Genomic DNA, 20,247 nt, shown 5'->3' with positions numbered 1-20,247 from the left:
GTACCGTAACCGCATGTCCAGCCGTTCGTCCGCTGCCCCAGGCCTGATCGCCATGGCGCTCGGCCTGGCGAGCGCGACCGCGCGGGCCGACGCGCCGCCGGGCGGCCCCGCGGCGGCGGCCCCGGGCGGCCCCGCGGCGGCGGCCCCGGGCGGCCCCGCGGCGGCGGCCCCGGGCGCCCCCGCGGCGGCGGCCCCGGGCGGCCCCGGGGCTGCAGAGGCGCCGCGCGCCGCCGCGAGCCGGGCGGCGCTGCGCGGCGCCGTCGTGGTGGCGGCGGACGACGAGAGCGCCGAGGCAGCCCGCGCGCTCGCGCGCGCGCTCTACCGAGATCCCGCGCTCCGCCCGCCCATCGACGAGGCGGCGGCGCAGGCGCTCGCCGGCGAGGATCCGCGGCCGGACGCGCCGGCCTCCGTGAGGGAGCTCGCCGAGGTGCGCCGCTCGGCCGGGCGCGCCGAGTCCGAGCCGATCGCGCGCGGCCTGCTCGCGTCGCTGGGCGCGAGCGCGGGCGCGGCGCTCGTCGTCTCGGTGACCACGGCGCAGGGTCGCCCCGTGGCCCGGGTGCTCCGGGTCGCGGGCGCCGGCTATGCGCCGATCGAGCTCGGCGCGACGGTCCGGCGCGCCCCCGACGGCGCGGCCCCCCCTGCCCCGGCGGCCTTCGCGTGGCCCGGCGCGAGCGCGGCGATCCGCGCGCTGCTCCCCGGTGACGCGGCCGGTCCGCCGCCCGGCGCGACCGCGCCGCAGCGCGGCCCGGTGCGCCCGCTCGCCGCCGGCACGACGGCGCCGTCGGCGCCGGTGGACCGGACCTCCTCCGAGCGAAGGAGCCCGTGGAGCTCCCCCTGGTTCTGGGGGCCGCTCGCGGGGGTCGTCGCGACGGGGCTCGCGGTGCTGGTGCTCGCCCAGACGGGCGACAGCGACGGCGAGACCGTGCACCTGCGAGGTCGGATCGCACCATGATGCGCTGCTTCCGGCACCGCCCGGCGGCCCTGGCGAGGCGCCTCGCGGCGCTCCTGTGCCTCGCGATCGTCGCCTCGCCCGGGCTCGCCGGAGGTGCTCCCCGCGTCTATGACGCGCCGGCCGCGGCGCTCGGGGGCGCCGCAGAGCTCGCCGTCCCGCCGCCCCCGCCCGAGTACCAGATCGAGGATCTCGGCTGGATCGAGTTCGCCTACCACCCGTCGACCCGCGACCGCGTCCGCCCCCTGATCGCCCGCGCCGACGCGCTCCGCGCCGAGCTCCGCGCCCTGCTCGGCCGCGAGGTGCTGGCCGCCCCGGTGAAGGTCCGGATCGCGGACATCCCCGCCGAGCTCGATCACCTGGTCCCCGGCGGGCTCGGCCGCCCCGCGACCGCCGTCTCGTTCGGCGCGCTGCGGCTCGCCGTCCTGAGCGCAACCCCGCGGCTCGGCCTCGCTGCCCCCGACCTCGATCGCGCCCTCCGTCACCAGCTCGCGCACCTCGCCCTCGACGAGGCGACGGGCGGCGCCGCGCTCCCGCGCTGGGTCCACGAGGGGTTCGCGGTCCACGCGGCGGGCGACGGCGCCGTCCTGCGCGCGCAGCGGCTGTGCGTCGCCGCGCTCCGGTCGCGCCTCGTCCCGCTCGCCGACCTCGAGGCGAGCCTCACAGGCGCCCGGGAGACGACGACCTCGATCGCCGGCGCGCAGGCGTCCGACGTCATCCGCTTCCTCCTCGAGGGCGACCGGAGGGCGAGCTTCGCGCGCGCCCTGGATCAGCTCCGCGCCGGCGCGCCGTTCGCGGCCGCGCTCGAGGCCTCCTACGCGTCGACGAGCGCCGAGCTGGAGCTCGCGTGGCGCGCCGACGTGGCGCGCCGCTACGGCTTCCTGCCGGTGCTCGCGGGCGCGCTGCTCCTGGCCGGCCTGCTCGTCGGGGGCGGGCTCGCGGTGCAGCGGCTCCGCGCCCGGAGATCGCGGCCGCTCCCCGCGCCGCGCCGGCGGCCCCGCGCCGCGCCGGAGCTGCGCTCCCGGCCCGCGCGCGCGTCCACGGCCCAGCTCGTGGCGACCCTCGGCGCCCGCCAGCGCGCCGAGGGCGACGGCGACACGGACGTACCCAAGGTGGAGCACAACGGCCAGTGGCACACGCTTCACTGAACAGGGAGGGCGACCCCCCCCGGTCCGACCGCCCCGGCGCGCGGCGCCGGCTACTCGAGCTCGCCGTCGGCGCCGCCTGGCTGGTCGGCCTCGCCGCGGTCCTGGAGTTCCTTTCGGTGCTCCTCGGCTCGAGCCCGCTCGCGGCGGCGCTCGCGGGCGCCGTCCTCGCCGACCTCGTCGCGGCGCGGGCCGGGGTGCGGTGGAGCGACCCGCTCGAAGAGGCCGCGCCGGGCCACCTCGCGCGCGCGCTCCGCCGCGTCGGCCTCGGCGCCGCGCTGGGCGCGCTCGCGGTGCTGCTCACGCTCGGCGCCTCCGTGGTCCTCGGCTGGGCGAGCGTCGAGGGCGGCGAGCCCTCGTTGAGCTCCGGCTTCGCCCTCGTGCGCGCCGTCGCCTTCGCCGTGCGCGACGAGCTCCTGCTCACGGGCATCCCGTTCGCCACGGCCGCCCGCGCCGGCCTGCCGAGCCGCTTCGCCCTCGCCTTCTCCGCCCTCGCGCACGGCGCCGCCCTCGGGCTCACGCCGGACGCGACCGCCGCGAGCTTCGCGATGACCACCGCGCTGGGCGCGCTCACCGCGGCGCTCTGGCGGCGCTCCGGGGGCGCGTTCGCCGCGATCTCCGCCCACGCGGTCTTCAACCTGCTCGCGGGCGCGGGCCTGCGCGGGGCGTTGCTCGACGTCACGTGGATCGAGGGCGCGCTCACCGCAGGCGCGCGCGCCCTCGGCGGCCCGGCCTGGGTAGCGGCGGCCACGCTCGCGGCCCTCGCCGCGCTCGTCCTGCGCGCCGCCCCGTTCCGTCCCCGCGCACTGCCCCAGCGCGCTCCGTGACGCCGGGTCGCTCGATCGGCGACGACAAGATTCGCTGAACCGACGCCGAGCGTTCACCTCGCGGTGCGAGCACCCGCCGTGGATCGCAGCAGGTCAACACGCGCCGTATCCCACATCACCTCACCCCCAGGACACGGGTATGTCATATTCCAGCGCACCGCGTCAATCCCACATTGACGCGCCGCCGACGAGAGGCCACGTATCTGGAATGCATTGGCGAAGAGTCCGTCAGATTGCGCCGGTGACGCTGCTTTTTCTTGCGTCGACCGGCTGCGGCATGGCGACGATGATCGAGACGAACACGCGCTCCATCCAGGCGACCACGGAGGCGATGAAGCGCACGCGCGGGGCGATCGAGGAGTCGAATGAGGCGCTGCGCGCGTCGCAGGGGAGCCTCGATCGCGTCGCGGCTCTGCGCGAGCCGATGGAGAGGGTGGCCGGGATGCAGGAGGCGATGGAGCGGCTGGCCGAGCTCAAGTCGTCGATGGACGCGATGCAGCAGAGCCTGCGGCAGACCGAGAGCCTCGAGCGGTCGATGAATCGCCTGGCCCAGATGGAGGCCACGCTCGCCGAGATGAACGAGAGCCTCGTGGGCATCCGGGGCCCGCTCCAGGACGTCGCCGCGCTGAACGCCCCGATGCGAGACGTCGCTGCGCTGGGCGCCCCGATGCGAGACGTCGCCGGCCTGAAGCAGCCGATGGAGCAGGTCGCGACGCTGCGCGAGCCGATGAGGGACGTGAGCAAGCTGTCGACGCCGATGGAGGAGATGGCCCAGCTCGGGAGCGACGCCTCGCGACAGACCGGCCTCGTCGCCGCCGGCCTGCTCGCGTGGGGCGTCGTGACGTTCCTCGGGGTGTATTTCGGCGTCCAGGCCGGCACGCGCCGCAAGGAGCGCGTCGCGCAGGGCGAGGGGGACGACGCGAGCGCGGCCCCGCCGCGACCGCGGCCCGTGTCCCGCCTGATCGAGGACCGGAGCTTCGAGCGCCGGGCCCAGGTCAAATCGACGTGATCGAGCGCCGCGCGACGCGCTGAGCCGCCGGCGAGCGGCGCGGAACCGCCGGCGAGCGGCCGATCGACCGGCCGCCCGCGGGCGGGCCGACGATCTCCCGTCGGCCTCCAGCGGCCCCCCCGTCAGCCATCAACGATACGCCAGCCAGGCGTCCATCATCCGCTTGCTCTGCCCTGGAGTGAACGTATCCATGCAGCTGTCATCGGTGTAATCCATGAAATTCTCGATCGGATCGTACTGAGTCGTCCCCTGATCGCGGCACGTATTCCTGCCGACGGGGCAGCCGTACGCGGGGCTCCTCTCGGCCGGGGTATCGTCGACCGAGTCCCCGCTCTTGCGGCAGCCGTCCTGGAACGTGTGGAACAGGCCGAGCCAGTGCCCGACCTCGTGCGTCCCCGTATCCCCCTCGTTGTAAGGCGCCGCGTAGCCGCCGGGCAACGTGGAATAGAGCAGGACGACGCCGTCCTCGTCCACGTAGCGCTGGGCGTCCCACGGGAACGTCGCCCAGCCGAGCAGACCGCCGCCGGGGTTGGCCGAGTAGAGATTGAGGTGGTCGGCCCCACCGACGCGCAGCGCCTTCTTGGCTTGCCGCTCGGCGCTGGAGCCCAGCGACATCGTGTACCAGGTCGCGTTGGTCGTCCGGTCGACCGAGACCAGGGTGAAGCTGAAGCCGGTGCTCGCGTAAGCATCGTTGAGCACCTGGATCTGGTCCGCGATCATCGCGTCCGTCACGTCGCCGTTCGCGAGGCCCTGGCCTTTGTTGATCACGTGGAAGTGCACGGGGATCTCGACCGCCTGGCCCGCGGTGAACCCGGCCGCCGCCCGGTCGCGCAGCACCCCATCGATCGCCGCCCTCGCCGCCTCGTCCGGCTCGACGGTCGCGCAGCCGCGCCGCAGGGGAGCGGGGGCCGCCTCCACCTGCTGCTCGGGATCGACGTCGGCGACGACCGTCCCTTCCTCCGCGGGAGCCGAGGGGTCGCTGCTGCACGCGGTGGCGCTCAAGGTAGCGATCAAGACTAAGGCCGATACATCCGCACGCGTCCGATCTCGCATACACATTCTCCTTGGTTCAGACGACCCCGCAAAGGACGTGGGAATATATCGCCTCGAAGACAAACAGTTCAATTCGAAAAGACCGGATCCGCCCGGGGGTGACAAGGTGAGATTCCACATCTTGGCCGTCTTGGCTATATCCATCACCTTGCAGGTGCTGATCGATCTCGGGGGCGCGCCGGATGACGCGGCGCAAGGCGATGCGCGGCGGATTCCACGACTGCTCCAACATGGAGCGGCCGCTCCATAATGGAGCGCGCGGCGAGCATCGGGGCTGGCCGGAGCCACCTCGATTCGCGACCACGCAGCGCCCGGGGCGGCTGCGCGCTCGCGCGCTTCGCGCCTGGAGCTCCGAAGGGATCACCCAGGATCGGCGCAGCCTTCATGAAAGTGCGCCGCTCATCCGCCTGGCCTGTGCAGTTTGGTCCGCGCTCGAATGCAGGCACACGATGTGTCCCAAATCGCCGTCTATCACGTAATTGGACTGAATCCCGCCTCCCGCAGATCCGCACTCCGCACGTCCACGCGGTTGCGGTCGCGCCGACGGAGTCGAGATCTCCAGGCCCGCGAGCCCGAGGCAGCGCCCCGCGCACCGCGCCGCGCGCGCGGGCGCACGGGCGGCGACCTCGGCGATGGCCGGGCGACCTCACCGCCGTGGCGCGGCTTGCCCGGGCGTCGTGCGCGCGGCGAGCTCGGCGCATCCCGATTGCAGTACCGTGCGCGCGACGGTAGATGTCTTGCATGGCGCGTTCAAAAGCAGGTCAGTCTGCGGAGCAGCTCCGCGAGCAGATCCGGGCGGCGGGCTTGCGGGCCACCTCGCCGCGCATCGCCGTGCTGCAGAGCCTGGGCCGCTCGCGGACGCCCATCAGCCACGCCGAGCTCGCGGCCGAGCTCGCCCCCAAGGGGTGGGACCGCGCCACCATCTACCGGAACCTGATCGATCTGACCAACGCGGGGCTCGTGCGCCGCACCGACATGGGCGACCACCTCTGGCGCTTCGAGCTGCGCGAGAGCGCCGGCAGCCACGCGACGGACGAGCACCCGCACTTCATGTGCGAGGCGTGCGGGGACGTCCTCTGCCTCCCTGACGAGAGCATCGAGATCAAGGCCGCTCGGGGCGCGCCGCGCGCGCTGCGCCGCAAGGGCCTCCAGATCCAGATCAAGGGCCGCTGCGACCGCTGCGTGCAGGCCTGAGCCGCGGCCAGGGCGCGGCCCGAGCGCCCGAGGACGCGCCCCCCAAACGAGGCCACCGCCGGCGTCTGCATGCATCTTGATTGCAACATCAAGTTGATGTTGATTAGGGCCCGTGGGTCGGGCATAGCCCCCCGCTCATGCTCGCGCTCGTCGTCGCCCTGTCGATCGCCGGCCTCGCCGTGGGGCCCTTCCTCGTGGCGCTCGGCCGGCGCGGGGCGCTGCCGGCGTCCGCGCTCGACGGGCTGACGCTCGGCCTGGTCCCCGCCCTCGTCCTCTCGCGCCACCTGCCGCACGCGGTCGAGGAGATCGGGGCGCAGGCGGTCCTCTGGGCCGCGCTCGGCTACGCGGCGCTCTGGCTCACCGAGCACCGGCGGCGCGGCGCGGGCGAGGCCGCAGGGCGGGAGGTCGCGTTCTCGGCGCTCGCCGCCCACGGGCTGCTCGACGGCGCCGCGCTCGCGCTGGCCTCGGCCGAGGGCGACGCGACCGGGTGGCTCTTCGCGGTCGCCGTCGTCGTGCATCGGCTGCCCGAGGGGCTGTCGCTCGCCGCGCGCTTCCTGCCCGCCTGGGGGTGGCGGCAGCTCGCCGCCCGCCTCGGGCTCCTCGGCGCGCTCACGGCGCTCGGCGCCCTGCTCGGCCAGCGCCTGCTCGAGGACCTCCCCCACGACGTGTTCGAGGTGTTCATCGCGTTCGGCCTGGGGGTCCTCCTGCGGATCGTGGTCCACGCGCACGAGCCGCCCCCTCGGAGCCGGGCGGCGCGGGCGGCGAGCGCGGCCGCGTTCGTCGCCGGGCTCGGCGTCGCGCTGGCGCTCCCGAGCCCCGAGAGCTTCTTCACGCGCGCACATCCGCGCGAGCTGTCGATCGCCGAGTCGCTCGGCCCGCTGTTCGTCGAGACGGCGCCCTCCCTGCTCGCCGGGCTCGCCGCGGCGGGGCTCTTGCGCGCGTTCCTCCCGCGCCGCGCGATCGGGTGGCTGCGCGGCGGCTCGACGCTCTCCCAGGCTGCCCGGGGCGTGGTGTTCGCGCAGCCGCTGCCCCGCCGCTCGCGGGGCGTCCTGCCGCTCCTCGGGCGGCCGCTGCGCGCGGGCGCGCCGCTCGCCGCGGTCGTCGCCCTCGCCGTCGCCGCGCCGGCGCTCGACGTCGGCGGCGCGCTGCTCTCGCTGCGGCTGCTCGGCTCGCCGCTCGCCGCGATGCGCGTCGCCGGAGGCGCGCTCGTCGCCGTGGCGGTCGCGGTCCTCGTCGCCCGGGTGGCCGGCGCGCCGGACGCCGCCGCGGCGAGCGCGGTCGGCGCGCCGGGCGCTGCCCCGGACGCCGCCGCGGCGCCGCGGGCGCGGCTCCGCGAGGCCGTCGCCGAGGCCATCGGGCCGGCGCTCGACCATGTGGCCGCGTGGTACCTGGTCGGCCTGGTGCTCGCCGCCGTCGTCGAGGCGACGATCGCGCCGGCCGCGGCGAGCGCGCTCGGCGCGCCGGTCGACGTCCTCGTGAGCGCGATCGTGGCGGTGCCCGTCCACGTGTGCGCCCCGGGCGCGGCGCCGCTCGCTGCGGTGATGATCCACAAGGGGTTCACGGTCGGCGCGGCGCTCGCGTTCCTCGTCGTGGGCCCGGCGGGGAACCTCGCGGTGCTCGCCGGGCTGAGGCGAGCGCTCGGCGCGCGCGTCGCCGCCGCCTTCGCGCTCTCCAGCGTGGCCTTCGGGATCGCGCTCGGCCTCATCGCGAACGCCCTCGTCCCCGGCGCAGCGGTCCCGGAGCTCCACGGGCTCCTGGCGCGCGAGCACGCGCCGCTCGAATGGCTCTGCGCGGCGGCGCTCGGCGCGCTCCTGCTCTCGAGCCTGGCGAGGCTCGGGCCCCGCGCATGGTTCGGCAACATGGGCGACCATGGCGAGGATCCCGCAGCGCCGCGCGAGCACGGCCCTCACGAGCACGGCCTTCACGGGCTCGGCGCGCACGAGCGCGGCGCGCACGGACGCCGGTGCGTCACGCACGGCGCGCCGGTGTGATTCAGCGGGTCCAGTACCTGCCGATCAGCACGAGCAACGTCACCCAGAACGCGAGCCCGACCCCCGCCGCGAGGAGCGTGACCGGCGGCAGCCGCCTGCCTCGCCGGAGGAGCCGGCTCAACACCCCGGCGGAGCCGCCCCGCACCGCGGCGCTCGCCGGCGCGAGGCCGAGCGAGCCGCCCGCGCCCATGTCCGAGGCGCGCCGCCCGTTCTGCCCTCGAAAGCGCGCGGCGCGGAGCTCGCGGAGCACGGCCTCGAGCTCCTTGGCGAGGACGCCCGCCGAGGCGATCCGCTCGTCGCGCTCGCGCTTGAGGCACGCGTCGACGATCTGGCAGAGGCGCGGCGGGAGCCCCGGCCTGCGCGCCGCGATCGGATCGCAATCCATGCTCAGGATGCGGACCATGAGCGCGTTGTAGTTCGGCGCCTGGTGCGGGAGCGTGCCGGTCAGCGCCTCGTACATGACGACGCCCAGCGACCAGAGGTCGGTGCGGCCGTCCAGGTCCTCCCGCCCCGCGGCCTGCTCGGGCGACATGTAGGCGGGCGAGCCGACGACGCAGCCGGTCCGGGTCAACGTGAAGCTATGCTCCTTCTCCAGCACCTTGCTGATCCCGAAGTCGAGGATCTTCCCGATGAGCTGGCCCTGGTGGTTGCGGTGCACGTACAGGTTCGCGGGCTTCAGGTCGCGGTGGATGATCCCCTGCTGGTGGGCCATGTCGAGCGCCTGCGCGAGCCCGATGAAGAGCTCGACCAGCGTCTCCGGCTCGATGGTGCGCTCGCGCCGCAGCCACTCGTCGAGCCCCTCGCCGACGAGCAGCTCGAACACGAGGAAGGGGGATCCGTCCTCCGCCTGGCCGAGGTCGAGGATCTCGACGATGCTGGGGCTCCGCACGCGCCCGCTCGCCCTCGCCTCGTTGAAGAAGCGCTGGAGCGCGACGGCGTCCTTGGCCACGTCGGGGCGCATCACCTTGAGCGCCACGTCGCGATCGATGAGCTCGTTCTTCGCAGCCCAGACCGACCCGCTGGCCCCTGCGCCGAGGAGCTTCACGAGCCGGTAACGAGACTGGATGAGATCGCCGGGGTTCACTGCTGCGCCGAGGTGTCTCTGGGGACGAGGGTCCTCACCCCCGACCCGGCCCGAGACGGGGGCGGAGGATAACCCGACGGAGAGGCGAGCGGTATCGCGGCGCGTTGTGCCGTCCGGGAGCGGGTCACCGCAGGGCGAGGGGCGCGGCGGCCGCCACGCTCCCGCCGTGCCCGTCGGAGCGGACGCGGAGGTGCCATGAGGCGGGAGGTCCCCCCGAGGGGTCATCCTAGCCCGGGGGGCGCGCGGCGAGAATGAGAGAAGCGGGAGGAGCGCAGCGAGAGCGGGTTACGACGCAAGATTCTCCTGCCCCGGCAACGAGGCCAGGGGCCGGCCGGATCAGACGTCGTAGTAGAGGAAGAACTCGTGCGGGACGGGGCGCAGCCGGATCGCGTCGACCTCACGCTCGCGCTTGAAGTCGATCCAGGTCTTGATGATGTCGCGCGTGAAGACGTCGCCGCGGAGCAGGAACTCGTGGTCGCGCTCGAGGGCGGTGAGCGCCTCGTCGAGCGAGCCCGGCATGTGCGGCACTTCCTTCAGCTCCTCGGGCGAGAGCGCGTAGATGTCCTTGTCGAGCGGGTCGCCCGGGTCGATCCGGTTCTGGATGCCGTCGAGGCCGGCCATCATCATGGCCGCGAAGGCGAGGTACGGATTGCAGCTCGCGTCCGGGAAGCGGATCTCGATGCGGCGGCTCTTCGGGCTGTTGCCGGGCGCCAGCGGGATGCGGATCGAGGCCGAGCGGTTGCGGCTCGAGTACGCGAGGTTCACGGGCGCCTCGTAGCCCGGGACGAGCCGGCGGTAGCTGTTCGTCGTCGGGTTGGTGAGCGCGGCGATCGCCTTCGCGTGCTTCAGGATGCCGCCGATGTACCAGAGGCCGGTGTCGGAGAGGCCCCCGTACCCGTCGCCCGCGAAGAGCGGCTTGCCCTCCTTCCAGAGCGACTGGTGGCAGTGCATGCCGCTGCCGTTGTCGCCGAAGAGCGGCTTCGGCATGAACGTCACCGACTTGCCGTGCTTGCGGGCGACGTTCTTGATGACGTACTTGAACCACATGAGGTTGTCGGCCATCGAGGTCAGCGTCGAGAACTTGATGCCGATCTCGCACTGCCCGGCCGACGCCACCTCGTGGTGGCCGACCTCGACCGTGATGCCCGAGTCGATCAGCGTGGACATCATGTCCGCGCGCAGATCGCCGAGCGTGTCGGTCGGCGCGACGGGGAAGTACCCCTCCTTCTGCCGGACTTTGTGCCCGAGGTTCGGGCCGGCCTTGCCGGAGTTCCAGATCGCCTCCTCGCTGTCGATCTCGTAGAAGGCGCCGCGCGGGCTGCTCTCGTAGCGGACCGAGTCGAAGATGAAGAACTCGGCCTCGGGGCCGAAGTAGGTCGTGTCCGCGATGCCGCTCGCGCGGAGGTGGTTCTCCGCCTTCTGCGCGATGTAGCGAGGGTCGCGACCGTAGGGCTGACCGGTCACGGGGTCGCTGATCTTGCAGATCATGCTGAGCGTCTTCTGCGCGTGGAAGGGGTCGATCTTCGCCGTCGACGCCTCGGGCGTCATCAGCATGTCGCTCGCGTTGATGGGCTGCCACCCGCGCACCGACGAGCCGTCAAAGCCGATCCCCTCCTCGAAGAGGTCCTCGTTCAGGCGGGACACCGGGATCGTCGTGTGCTGCCAGATGCCGGGCAGATCGATGAACTTGAGATCGACAAATTTTACGTCGTTTTCTTTCGCAAACGCGACGACATCTTTCGGCTTCATGATCTTCTCTACCTCTCGCTGACTCGCTGACTCGCTGCTCTCGCTGCCTGCTGACCCAACCGCGCGCGGCCGTGCTCTCGTGACGCGTGGCTCGCTCCTCGAGTCCCGATCCGTGCGGCCCGCCGCGAATGCCCCGTGACGCTCTCCCCCGCGGCGCGCCTAGATGGCGTCCTCGCCGCGCTCCCCCGTGCGGATCCGGACCGCCTCCTCGACGGGGACGACGAAGATCTTCCCGTCGCCGATCCGGCCCGTCTTGGCGCTCTTCTCGATGGCGTCGATCACATCGCTGACCAGGCTGTCCGGCACGACGATGTCGACCTTCACCTTCGGGACGAAGTCGACGACATACGCCGACCCCCGATAGACCTCTTTCTTGCCGCCGGTCCGACCGAAGCCCTTTACCTCGGTCACCGTCATGCCCTGAATCCCGACCTCGGCGAGGGCGTCCTTGACCTCGTCGAGCTTGAACGGCTTGATGATCGCCTCGACCTTTTTCATTGCGCACGCCTGTGGTGACCGGGTGCCCGCCGGCATGGAAAACCCGGACGCTCACCCGAAAAGCCCCGCCGGAGCAGAGCCGGTGGAAGGGGGACGCCTCCCGGCGGCCTCCCGTCGATGTGCCGGGCGCCGCCCGGCCTCCGATCCGTGGCGGGGTCCGCTCGGTCGACCGAGCATTGCCCCGACCCATGTCAACGATGCAGGGACCCCACCCAGCACAGCCGGATCGGCGACCCTTCTCCCGGGCGCTGGCGCAGCATCCCGAGGTCCAGGCTGGTGTACCCAAGCTCTTGTTTCCGGAATGTTTCGGTCACCGCGCGTCCGTGAGAAAAGTGCATCGGTCGACAGAAAAGCGTGGCCGGCTTACTTTTTCACTTTCCCCACCCGGGCGGGGGGTGGGGCCCCCGGGGCGCTCGCCGGAGGGGCTCGCCGGAACGCAAGCCCCTCCGGCGAGCGCCCCGGGGGCCCCACCCTCCGCCCGGGTCCGCGGCCCGCCCCCCCCAAAAGAGCCCGCCCCCGCGGCGGTTCCGGGGGCGCGGAGCCCCCTCCCGCCAGGACAGGCCGCGCTCGCCTTGTTCTTGCCCGGCGGCTCGAATAGTCTGCGCAGGCGAATCCAGTCGCGGGACAGCCCTGCCTGATGGCTTTGCCGAACAAAGCGAAGATCCCGGTAGGCACGGTCCTGGCCGGAAAATACCGCATCACTCGCGAGATCGGACGCGGTGGCATGGCTGCCGTGTACGAGGCCGAGCACATCGACATCGGCAAGCGGGTGGCGATCAAGGTGCTCGCACAGGAGCTCACGACCTCGGCCGTTGTGGTCGAACGGTTCCTCCGCGAGGCCCGGGCGGCGGCGTCGATCCGCAGCCCGTTCATCTGCGACGTCTACGACTCCGGCAAGCTCGACGACGGGCGCCCCTTCCTGGTGCTCGAGCTCCTCGAAGGCGAGTCGCTGTACGAGCGCATGACCGTCGTCCGGTACCTCGACGCCGAGACGACGGTGGCGGTGATGTCGCAGGTCTGCCGGGGGCTCACCAAGGCGCACGCCGCCTCGATCGTCCACCGCGATCTCAAGCCGGAGAACATCTTCCTCACGAAGGACGAGGAGGGCCGGCTCTGCGCCAAGATCCTCGATTTCGGCCTCGCGAAGTTCTACGCGCCGGTCGACGGGGGCGACGCGCAGGCGCGCCTCACGCGCGAGGGCGCCGTCTTCGGGACGCCCGCCTATATGAGCCCGGAGCAGGTGCGCGGCCAGGGCGCGGTCGACCATCGCGCCGATCTCTGGGCGCTCGGCTGCATCACGTACGAGTGCCTCACCGGCCGCACCGTGTGGCAGACCGAGCAGGGCGTCGCGATGACGTTCGCGCAGATCGCGAACGCGCCCCTGCCGCAGCCCGCGGCGCTCCGCCCCGACCTCCCGCCGAGCTTCACCGCGTGGTTCGAGAAGGCGCTCGATCGCGCGATCGATCGGCGCTTCCAGACCGCGAAGGAGTTCGCCGACGAGCTGTCGGTCGCGCTCGGCGTCGCGCAGCCCACCTCCCCGCGCGGCCTCGAGCCGTCGCAGGCGGGGATCTTCCCGACGAGCGACAGGCCGCCCGCCGACCTGTCGTTCGACGCGCCGGGCGCGGTCCCCACGAGCGGCAACGAGGCGCGGCGGACCGTGGCCTCGGGGCCGGCCGAGCGCGGGGGCGATCCCCTGAGCGGCATGGGCGCCGCCGGCTCGCCCGGCGCCGCGGCCTTTCGCATGACCCAGGGCGCGGGGCAGCAGATCACCTTCTCCGGGGGCGCGGGCGGGCCCTCGCTCTCCGACGCGCCCGCGCAACGATCGCAGCCGCGGCGGAGCGGGGCCGGCCGGGCGTTCGTGCTGTTCGGCGTGCTCGCGCTCGCCGCCGGCGCCGCGTACGCGGGCTACCACCAGTTCCTCAAGCCGGTGGCCCTGCCGCCCGTCTCGAGCGCCGCCGCGCCGTCCTCGGCCAGCGCCGCCGCGCCGCGCGCGTCGTCGAGCGCGGCCAACGTCCCGGCGCGCGCCGAGGCGCCTCCCGAGCCGCCCGGCCTGCCCTGGCCGCCGCTCGTCGCGCAGGCGCAGGAGGCGATCGCCGCCGGCGATCTCAAGGCCGCGCTCAGGCTGCTCAAGGACGCCCAGGAGAAGGGCAACCACGCCGTGCCGCGGACCTTGATCGAGCACGTGCAGGTCGCCCTGAAGGAGGCGAACGGCAAGGCGCCGTGCCGGCTCACCGGGCTCAGCAGGCCGCGCACGCACGATCTCGTTCGAGGGGGCGGTCGCGCCATCGGGGCCAGCCGGCCGTCGATCACGCTCGGGCCGCGCGGCGCGGTGGTCACCTGGACGGACTCGCACGAGGGCAGCGAGCACGCCTACACGGCGGCGCTGGACAGCGCGATGAGGCCGTCGTCGCCGGCGCTCGACGTGACCCCCGAGGGCCGCGCCATCGGGCGCCCCGAGCTCACCTCCGCGGGGGATCGGCTGGTGCTCACGTACTGGGACGGCAAGGGGCCGGAGGCCGGCGTCCAGGTGCGCTGGCTCGACGGCGACGGCCGGATCGACGGCCCCGCGATGATGGTCGCCCGCTTCCCCCGCGGAGGGAACTCCTGGCCCTCGCTGACGCGCGCCCCCGAGGGGTTCATGGTCGCGTGGTCGGACGACGACGACAACGCCTCCGAGGACCTCTTCCTGCGCCGCCTCTCGCCGAACCTCGATCCGCTCGGCGAGATCATCCGGCTGACGGACGTCACCCCGACCGGCCCCTCGAAGCCGCGCGCGCACTTCCCCTCCATCGCGGTGGCGAACGACGCGCTGCACGTCGCCTTACGCTTCGATCGCGAGCCGACGCGCATCATCCAGTACATGCGCGTCGAGCTCGCGAGCATCGACAAGGGCCTCCCGCCGGTCAGCCCCGGCAAGCGCGCCGACCGCGCGCTCGGCGATCTCGCGCTGGTGAACAGCGATCGGGCGCGCAGCGACAGCCCGTCGCTCGTCTGCGGCGCGAGCGGCTGCTTCGTCACCTGGCACGGCGAGCCGCCGATCGGCGGCGCCTCCGCGGCCTACATCGATCCGACCAAGGGCCAGCCGCTCTGGCGCAAGAGGTTCTCCAAGGCCGGCACGCGGCCCACGGTCGCCATCGCGCCGAGCGGCCAGGCCCAGCTCGTCTGGTTCGAGAAGGGCCGCATGACCACCGCGTCGATCACCCGCGACGGCATCGGCAAGCCCACGAAATTCGCCCGCGTCAGCGGCGACCAGCCGACGCCTTCCATCAGCCCCGGCGCGAGGCCCGGAGAATGGTATGTCGCCTGGCTTGACTACGAGGCGGGTCATCTCGAGCCGTACGCGGCTCGCATCCAGTGCCGGTGACCCCATGCTCATCCTGCCACCTAGAAGCGAGGTCCGCGCCCGCCCGATCGAGACCGAGCGGCTGCTCCTCATGCCGATCGACCCGTCCGATGGCCCCGAGCTCTGGCTCGCGGTGAGCGGCTCGCGCCCTTCCCTCCAGCGGTGGCTGCCCTGGGTGCAGTTCCACACGGACCCGGCCGCGAGCGTGCGCTTCGCCGAGGCGTGCGCGGCCGACTGGGATCACGGGCGGGCGCTGCGCTTCGTGATCCGCGAGCGCGCCCACCGCTCGCTCGCCGGCGTGGTCGGGCTCGAGGCGTGCGTGCACCTGCACCGCTCGTGCGAGCTCGGCTACTGGCTCCGCAAGGAGGCGACCGGGCGCGGGCTCATGACCGAGGCCGCCAGGGCCGCGCTCGGGTTCGCGTTCGGCCACATGGGCGCGCACCGGGTGCGGGTTGCAGCCGCGACGGACAACCACGCCTCCCTCGCGGTCATCGGCCGGCTCGGGTTCCGCTTCGAGGGCATCGCCCGGCAGGCGGAGTGGTGCGACGGGCGCTGGCTCGACCACTCGGTCTTCGCCCTGCTGGCGACCGACCCCAGGTGACCGGCGGCCGACCCCAGGCGCCGCGCTCCCGGGCGCGCCCGGCCGGCGGGCGCCGGATGCGACCCCGTACGCCGCCCGAAGCGCGCTAGCATCGGGCCCTCCCCGTGGGCCGCCGTCGTCGCCTCATCCGCTGGCCTCGCGGCACCACGCCGCTCGTGCCGCTCGCGCCCGCGATCGTCATCGTCGTGGGCATCGCCACGGCGGTGGCGATCGCGCTGATCGGCATCCGCCAGCTCGCGAAGATGAGCGATCAGGCCGCCAGCCTGCGCGCGGAGGTGCTGGCCTCGACGCTCGCGGCGCGGCTCCGCGGGACCGCCGAGGGGCAGAGGACGGAGCTCCTCGGGCAGGCGGCGCGGCGCGCGGGGTCGGAGATCCTGCTCGTCGAGCAGGGAGGCCGCGTCCTGGTCAACGAGAGCTTCGGCGCGCCGGACAGGGCCGTCATCCACCAGATGCTCACGATGGGCAAGGGCGAGGCGACGACCTCGCTCGGCCGCGTCCGGTTCTCGGTGCGGCCGCTCCACCCGCCGCTGTCCCACCTGTCGGTGATCACCTTCGTCGCGGCGCCGAGCCCGCCGTCGGACTCGATCGCCCTCGGCAACGCCGTCGCGGCGCTCACGACGCTGCTCCTCGGCGTGGCGGTCGCGGTGGCGCTCTCCTTCACCAAGGCGGCGCGCGACGACGTCGATTACCTGCGCGAGCGCATCACGGCCATGGCGCGCGGCCAGGGGAGGGGCGCGTCGACCACGGACGCGATCCCGATCGAGCCCGTGCCGATCCGGTCGCTCGACCAGGTGGGCCTCCTGACGGCGGCCTTCAACCTGCTCATCACCCGCTTCGCCGCGGCGGAGCGCAGCTACCGGGCGGATCTCCAGCAGGCCTCCGTCATGGATCGCGAGCGCTCGGCGTTCCTCGCGGGGCTCAGCCACGAGCTGCGCACGCCGCTCAACGCCATCCTCGGGTTCGCGCACGTGCTGGAGAGCGAGGTCGACGGGCCGCTCAGCCAGGACGCGCGGGAGGCGCTCTCGGTCATCCGGCAGAGCGGCGAGCACCTGCGCACGCTCATCGACGACATCCTCGACCTCTCGGCGCTCGAGACGGGCAAGCTCCAGCTCTCCCGCCGCGCCGTCAACCTCCGCGTCCTCGCCGACCAGGTGATGCGGGAGGCGTCCGCGGCGGCGCGCGACAAGCCCGTGCAGCTGCGCGTCACGGGCGAGCGCGCCCTCCTCGCCCACGCGGATCCGCGCAGGGTGCGCCAGATCCTCACGAACCTCGTCTCCAACGCCGTCAAGTTCACGACGCGCGGCGCGGTGACGGTCCACATCGCGGGGCGCGGCCGATCCGCGGCGATCGTCGTGCAGGACACCGGCCCCGGCATCCCGCCGGAGGAGACGTCGGCGGTCTTCGAGGAGTACCGGCAGACCGGCGACGTGCGCTCGCGCCGGGCCGGGACGGGCCTCGGGCTCTCGATCGCGCGGCGCCTCGTGCTGATGCACGGCGGGACGATCCAGCTCGACAGCGAGCTCGGGCGGGGCTCGACCTTCACCATCACCCTGCCGGCCTGGGTGGATCACCCCGCGGCGACGCCGATCCCGTTCGCGCCCGACGTGACGCCCACGCCCGGGGGCGAACCCGGCCAGGGCCCGCGCGGGGGGAGGATCGCGTGACCGAGGAGCGGACGAGGGACGACGCGATCCACTTCGCGAGGCGCGTGCTCGTGCGCCAGGCGCTCGTCGGCGTCGCCGCCTTCGCGGCGATCGCGGCGCTCGCGCCGAAGCTGCTCATCCTGGAGCAGGACGTCGCCGCCAGCGTGCTCTCGGTCGGCGCCAAGATCGCCCTCGCCGCGATCGGGGCGACCACCTTGCTGACCCTGCTCCGGCTGCGCACGCACCAAAACCTGCTGCGCTCGCTCATCATCGGCGCGCGCGAGATCGATCACGAGGAGCTCGAGCGGTTCGCCGAGCTGCCGCCGTCGCTCGCGCTGCGCTTCGTGCTGGCGAGCTCGGCGATCTCGAGCCTCACGATGATCCCGGGGATCAGGCCGGAGAAGCTCGACGACGGCCGCGCGGTCAGCCTGCTCATCCTCGCGATCACGATCCTCTGCGCGTCCGGGATCCCGCACTACGTGCTGATCCGGGCCACCACGTTCAGCCTCTTCGAGATCAGCCCGGCCGAGGCGGTCGGCGCCTTGCTCGAGACGGCCGAGCTCTATCAGACGCCGCGCCGGCGGGTGACCTACAAGCTGCTCCTGGCGGTCGCCGCGCCGGTGCTGCTCGTCGGCGTCGGGGCGGTGCTCATCGCGAACGCGCACCTCCAGACGTTCATCGAGCGGAGCCGGCGGACGACCGCGGGGCTCGTCGCGCGCACGGCGCTCGATCCGTCGCTCGGGGCCATGGACGAGGCGACCCGCAACGACGTCGTGGCCGCCGCCGCGGAGTTCGGGTTCCTCGCGCGGGTGGAGCAGAGCTGCGCCGGCGCGGAGCCGTCCTTCGGACGCGAGGCCGACGGGCAGATCGCGGTGATCACGCCGCTCGACCGAGGCTGCGCGCACATCCGGTTCTCCGCGGATCTCGAGCCCTCCGTCGCGACCTGGGGCGCGCTCGTCGCGCTGCTTGCGATGCTGGTCGCCGGCGCGCTCGGCAACGTCTTCGGTCGCGTCCTCGCCGCCGATCTGGTGCACGCCACGAAGCAGGTGCGCCTGCTCGGCACCGACAGCGTGCTCCGCGGCGCCACCCAGATCGCGCGCCCGGCCCGGTTCGCCGTCGTCGCCCGGCTCGGGCTCGCGATCGAGGATCTCGCCGAGCGCTTCCGCGTGTTCGCCGCGGCGCAGGAGCGCGCGCTCGAGTCGCGCGAGGCCGCGCAGCGCATGCGCGGCCTCCTGTTCGCCAGCGTGAGCCACGACCTCAAGAGCCCGCTGAACGCCATCCTCGGGTTCGCCGAGCTCGTCGGCCAGGAGGACCTGACCCCGGCGCAGCGCGAGAGCCTGGAGCTCATCTCGACGCGCGGCCGGGAGCTGCTCGGCCTCATCGAGTCGATCCTCGACGCCGCCCGCGTCGAGGCCGGGCAGCTCACGCTCGAGCCGCAGCCGACGTCCGTCAACGCGCTCATCGCGGGCGCGCTCCGCAAGGCGCGCGAGCTCGCGAGCGACGCGGACGGCGAGGTCGTCGTCGAGGTCGGCGACACCCTGCCGCTGATCCCGGTCGATCAGGCGTACGCGACGCGCGCGATCGCGGTCATCGTCGCGCACGCGCTCAGGACCGGCGCGGCCGATCCGTCCGCGCGCCTCGTCCGCCTCACCGCGACGATGGCCGGCGAGCTCAACAGCGAGGTCCGCATCGACATCGAGTACGGCAGCCGGGACGTGCCGCCGGATGAGCTCGAGGCCCTGTTCAGCCGGCAGACCACGGCGCGCGGGCGCGGCCTGACGCTCGGCCTCAGCCACGCTCGCTCGGTGATCGAGCTCCACGGCGGCTCGCTCGAGGTGGACGGCGCCCCGGACGGTCGACCCGTCTGCCGCGCCCGCCTGCCGCGCATCCCGCCGCCGCGCCGCCCCCGCCTCTCCTCGGTCCCCGCGCTCGGTTGAGCCCGTCCGCGGCGCGCGGTGACCGCCGCGGCGCCGCGCGGACCGCTTCCCTTCGCCCTCGGCTCGCGGTACGCCCGTGGTATGGCTGAACGGGCGCTCTCCCCTGCCGAGACAGGCGACGACGATCGCTTCGACCGCCTCTTCCGGCCAGCGTCGCTCGCCGAGTACGTCGGCCAGGCGAAGCACACCGACAACCTCAAGGTGTTCGTCGAGGCCGCCCGGCGGCGCCGCGAGCCGCTGGATCACATGCTCTTCTGCGGCCCGCCCGGGCTCGGGAAGACCACGCTCGCCCACATCCTCGCCCGCGAGATGGGCGTCACCCTCCACGTCACGAGCGGCCCCGCGATCGAGCACAAGGGCGCGCTGGCCGGGCTCTTGACCAAGCTCGAGCGCAACGACGTGCTGTTCATCGACGAGATCCACCGGCTCACGCCGGCGGTCGAGGAGAGCCTCTATCCCGCGATCGAGTCGTTCAAGATCGACATCATGACCGGCGACGGCCCGTACGCGACGACGATCCAGCTCGCGCTGAAGCCGTTCACGCTGGTCGGCGCGACGACCCGCACCGGCCTCTTGACCGCGCCGCTCCTGTCGCGATTCGGCCACGTCGTCCGCCTCGATTTCTACCCTGTCGAGGAGCTCGAGCGCATCGTGCAGCGCAGCGCGGGCCTGCTCGAGGTGCCGATCGACGCCGGCGGGGCGCGCGAGATCGCGGCGCGCGCGCGGGGCACGCCGCGCGTCGCCAACCGCCTGCTGCGCCGCGTCCGCGACTTCGCCGAGGTGCTGGGCGACGGCGCGATCACCATGGCGATCGCGCGGAAGACCGCGGAGCGGCTCGAGATCGATCCGGCGGGCCTCGACGAGATGGATCGCAGGCTGCTGCGCGTCATCATCGATCACTACGACGGCGGCCCCGTGGGCATCGACACCCTGGCGGCGGCGCTCAGCGAGCCGCGCGATACCATCGAGGACGTCTACGAGCCGTTCCTGCTGCAGCAGGGCTTCCTGGGCCGCACGCCGCGGGGTCGGATCGCGACCCGCCGCGCGTACGAGCACCTGGGCCTCTCGGAGCCGGCGGCGAAGCAGGGGGATCTCTTTTCTTGATCCCGCGTCGCGCGGGCGCGCCGGTCAGCCAGCTTCTCGAAGGCGCGCCGGCGTGCCGCGCATCGCGTCATGACGCCGGCGCAACGGGGCGCGGATCCGCCGTGGTCGAGCGTCGACGTC

16 protein-coding genes are annotated in these 20,247 nt (G+C 73.7%); 11 read left to right on the top strand and 5 right to left on the bottom strand.

What is annotated here, in order from left to right:
• Positions 1-13: 13 nt before the first annotated feature.
• The 4 genes from WMF31_RS05365 to WMF31_RS05350 all read left to right on the top strand — a co-directional run bounded on the left by WMF31_RS05365 (position 14) and on the right by WMF31_RS05350 (position 3,930).
• Positions 14-952: a hypothetical protein gene (locus tag WMF31_RS05365; protein WP_436600896.1), complete on the top strand. Its 939-nt coding sequence runs from the start codon at positions 14-16 to the stop codon at positions 950-952.
• A complete protein-coding gene (locus WMF31_RS05360; protein ID WP_436600895.1) occupies positions 949-2,097 on the top strand; it encodes a peptidase MA family metallohydrolase in 1,149 nt (382 codons plus the stop codon). The genes WMF31_RS05365 and WMF31_RS05360 overlap by 4 nt, the downstream gene beginning before the upstream one ends.
• Positions 2,079-2,921: a CPBP family glutamic-type intramembrane protease gene (locus WMF31_RS05355; protein WP_436600894.1), complete on the top strand. Its 843-nt coding sequence runs from the start codon at positions 2,079-2,081 to the stop codon at positions 2,919-2,921. The genes WMF31_RS05360 and WMF31_RS05355 overlap by 19 nt, the downstream gene beginning before the upstream one ends.
• 241 nt (positions 2,922-3,162) lie before the next feature.
• Entirely contained in the window at positions 3,163-3,930 is a 768-nt protein-coding gene (locus WMF31_RS05350; protein WP_436600893.1) for a hypothetical protein, read from the top strand.
• 129 nt (positions 3,931-4,059) lie between these two features.
• Here WMF31_RS05350 and WMF31_RS05345 read toward each other — a convergent pair whose 3' ends face one another.
• Positions 4,060-4,944: a zinc metalloprotease gene (locus tag WMF31_RS05345; protein WP_436600892.1), complete on the bottom strand. Its 885-nt coding sequence runs from the start codon at positions 4,942-4,944 to the stop codon at positions 4,060-4,062.
• A 55-nt stretch (positions 4,945-4,999) separates the two neighbouring features.
• Positions 5,000-5,215: a hypothetical protein gene (locus WMF31_RS05340; protein ID WP_436600891.1), complete on the bottom strand. Its 216-nt coding sequence runs from the start codon at positions 5,213-5,215 to the stop codon at positions 5,000-5,002.
• A 509-nt stretch (positions 5,216-5,724) separates the two neighbouring features.
• Between WMF31_RS05340 and WMF31_RS05335 the strand changes: the two genes are divergently transcribed.
• A complete protein-coding gene (locus tag WMF31_RS05335) occupies positions 5,725-6,177 on the top strand; it encodes a Fur family transcriptional regulator (protein ID WP_436600890.1) in 453 nt (150 codons plus the stop codon).
• Between the two features lie 137 nt (positions 6,178-6,314).
• Positions 6,315-8,168, top strand: a complete 1,854-nt coding sequence (locus WMF31_RS05330) for a permease (RefSeq protein WP_436600889.1) — start codon at positions 6,315-6,317, stop codon at positions 8,166-8,168.
• Position 8,169: 1 nt separating this feature from the next.
• Here WMF31_RS05330 and WMF31_RS05325 read toward each other — a convergent pair whose 3' ends face one another.
• The 3 genes from WMF31_RS05325 to WMF31_RS05315 form a co-directional block, all read right to left on the bottom strand.
• Complete coding sequence (locus tag WMF31_RS05325) at positions 8,170-9,252, bottom strand: serine/threonine-protein kinase (protein ID WP_436600888.1); 1,083 nt, start codon at positions 9,250-9,252, stop codon at positions 8,170-8,172.
• Positions 9,253-9,588: 336 nt separating this feature from the next.
• Positions 9,589-11,001: a type I glutamate--ammonia ligase gene (glnA, locus tag WMF31_RS05320; RefSeq protein WP_436600887.1), complete on the bottom strand. Its 1,413-nt coding sequence runs from the start codon at positions 10,999-11,001 to the stop codon at positions 9,589-9,591.
• A 159-nt stretch (positions 11,002-11,160) separates the two neighbouring features.
• Complete coding sequence (locus WMF31_RS05315; RefSeq protein ID WP_129353074.1) at positions 11,161-11,499, bottom strand: P-II family nitrogen regulator; 339 nt, start codon at positions 11,497-11,499, stop codon at positions 11,161-11,163.
• A gap of 637 nt (positions 11,500-12,136) precedes the next feature.
• On the opposite strand from WMF31_RS05315, the gene WMF31_RS05310 reads away from it, so the two are divergent.
• The 5 genes from WMF31_RS05310 (at position 12,137) to ruvB (ending at position 20,127) form a co-directional block, all read left to right on the top strand.
• Entirely contained in the window at positions 12,137-14,863 is a 2,727-nt protein-coding gene (locus WMF31_RS05310; protein WP_436600886.1) for a serine/threonine-protein kinase, read from the top strand.
• 4 nt (positions 14,864-14,867) lie between these two features.
• Positions 14,868-15,443: a GNAT family N-acetyltransferase gene (locus tag WMF31_RS05305; protein ID WP_129353078.1), complete on the top strand. Its 576-nt coding sequence runs from the start codon at positions 14,868-14,870 to the stop codon at positions 15,441-15,443.
• A gap of 104 nt (positions 15,444-15,547) precedes the next feature.
• The gene (locus WMF31_RS05300; RefSeq protein ID WP_436600885.1) at positions 15,548-17,107 is read left to right on the top strand and encodes a sensor histidine kinase; all 1,560 of its coding nucleotides are present in this window, start codon (positions 15,548-15,550) and stop codon (positions 17,105-17,107) included.
• Positions 17,104-19,023: a sensor histidine kinase gene (locus WMF31_RS05295; RefSeq protein WP_436600884.1), complete on the top strand. Its 1,920-nt coding sequence runs from the start codon at positions 17,104-17,106 to the stop codon at positions 19,021-19,023. The genes WMF31_RS05300 and WMF31_RS05295 overlap by 4 nt, the downstream gene beginning before the upstream one ends.
• 81 nt (positions 19,024-19,104) lie before the next feature.
• Positions 19,105-20,127, top strand: coding sequence for a Holliday junction branch migration DNA helicase RuvB (gene ruvB, locus WMF31_RS05290; protein WP_129353084.1), 1,023 nt, complete (start codon positions 19,105-19,107; stop codon positions 20,125-20,127).
• Positions 20,128-20,247 lie beyond the last annotated feature (120 nt).

Origin of the sequence: Sorangium sp. So ce1036, from assembly GCF_051369805.1 — a bacterium.
GTDB lineage: Bacteria > Myxococcota_A > Polyangia > Polyangiales > Polyangiaceae > Sorangium > Sorangium cellulosum_F.
Note: the sequence above shows the minus strand (reverse complement) of the source record. Positions and strands in the feature narration are given on the sequence as shown.

Excerpts from the sequence above, each read along its gene's own strand:
- WMF31_RS05365 (WP_436600896.1), top strand. The coding sequence starts at position 14 with ATGTCCAGCCGTTCGTCCGCTGCCCCAGGCCTGATCGCCATGGCGCTC.
- WMF31_RS05360 (WP_436600895.1), top strand. The coding sequence starts at position 949 with ATGATGCGCTGCTTCCGGCACCGCCCGGCGGCCCTGGCGAGGCGCCTC.
- WMF31_RS05340 (WP_436600891.1), bottom strand. The coding sequence starts at position 5,215 with ATGTTGGAGCAGTCGTGGAATCCGCCGCGCATCGCCTTGCGCCGCGTC.
- WMF31_RS05335 (WP_436600890.1), top strand. The coding sequence starts at position 5,725 with ATGGCGCGTTCAAAAGCAGGTCAGTCTGCGGAGCAGCTCCGCGAGCAG.
- WMF31_RS05330 (WP_436600889.1), top strand. The coding sequence starts at position 6,315 with ATGCTCGCGCTCGTCGTCGCCCTGTCGATCGCCGGCCTCGCCGTGGGG.
- glnA (WP_436600887.1), bottom strand. The coding sequence starts at position 11,001 with ATGAAGCCGAAAGATGTCGTCGCGTTTGCGAAAGAAAACGACGTAAAA.
- WMF31_RS05315 (WP_129353074.1), bottom strand. The coding sequence starts at position 11,499 with ATGAAAAAGGTCGAGGCGATCATCAAGCCGTTCAAGCTCGACGAGGTC.
- WMF31_RS05310 (WP_436600886.1), top strand. The coding sequence starts at position 12,137 with ATGGCTTTGCCGAACAAAGCGAAGATCCCGGTAGGCACGGTCCTGGCC.
- WMF31_RS05305 (WP_129353078.1), top strand. The coding sequence starts at position 14,868 with ATGCTCATCCTGCCACCTAGAAGCGAGGTCCGCGCCCGCCCGATCGAG.
- ruvB (WP_129353084.1), top strand. The coding sequence starts at position 19,105 with ATGGCTGAACGGGCGCTCTCCCCTGCCGAGACAGGCGACGACGATCGC.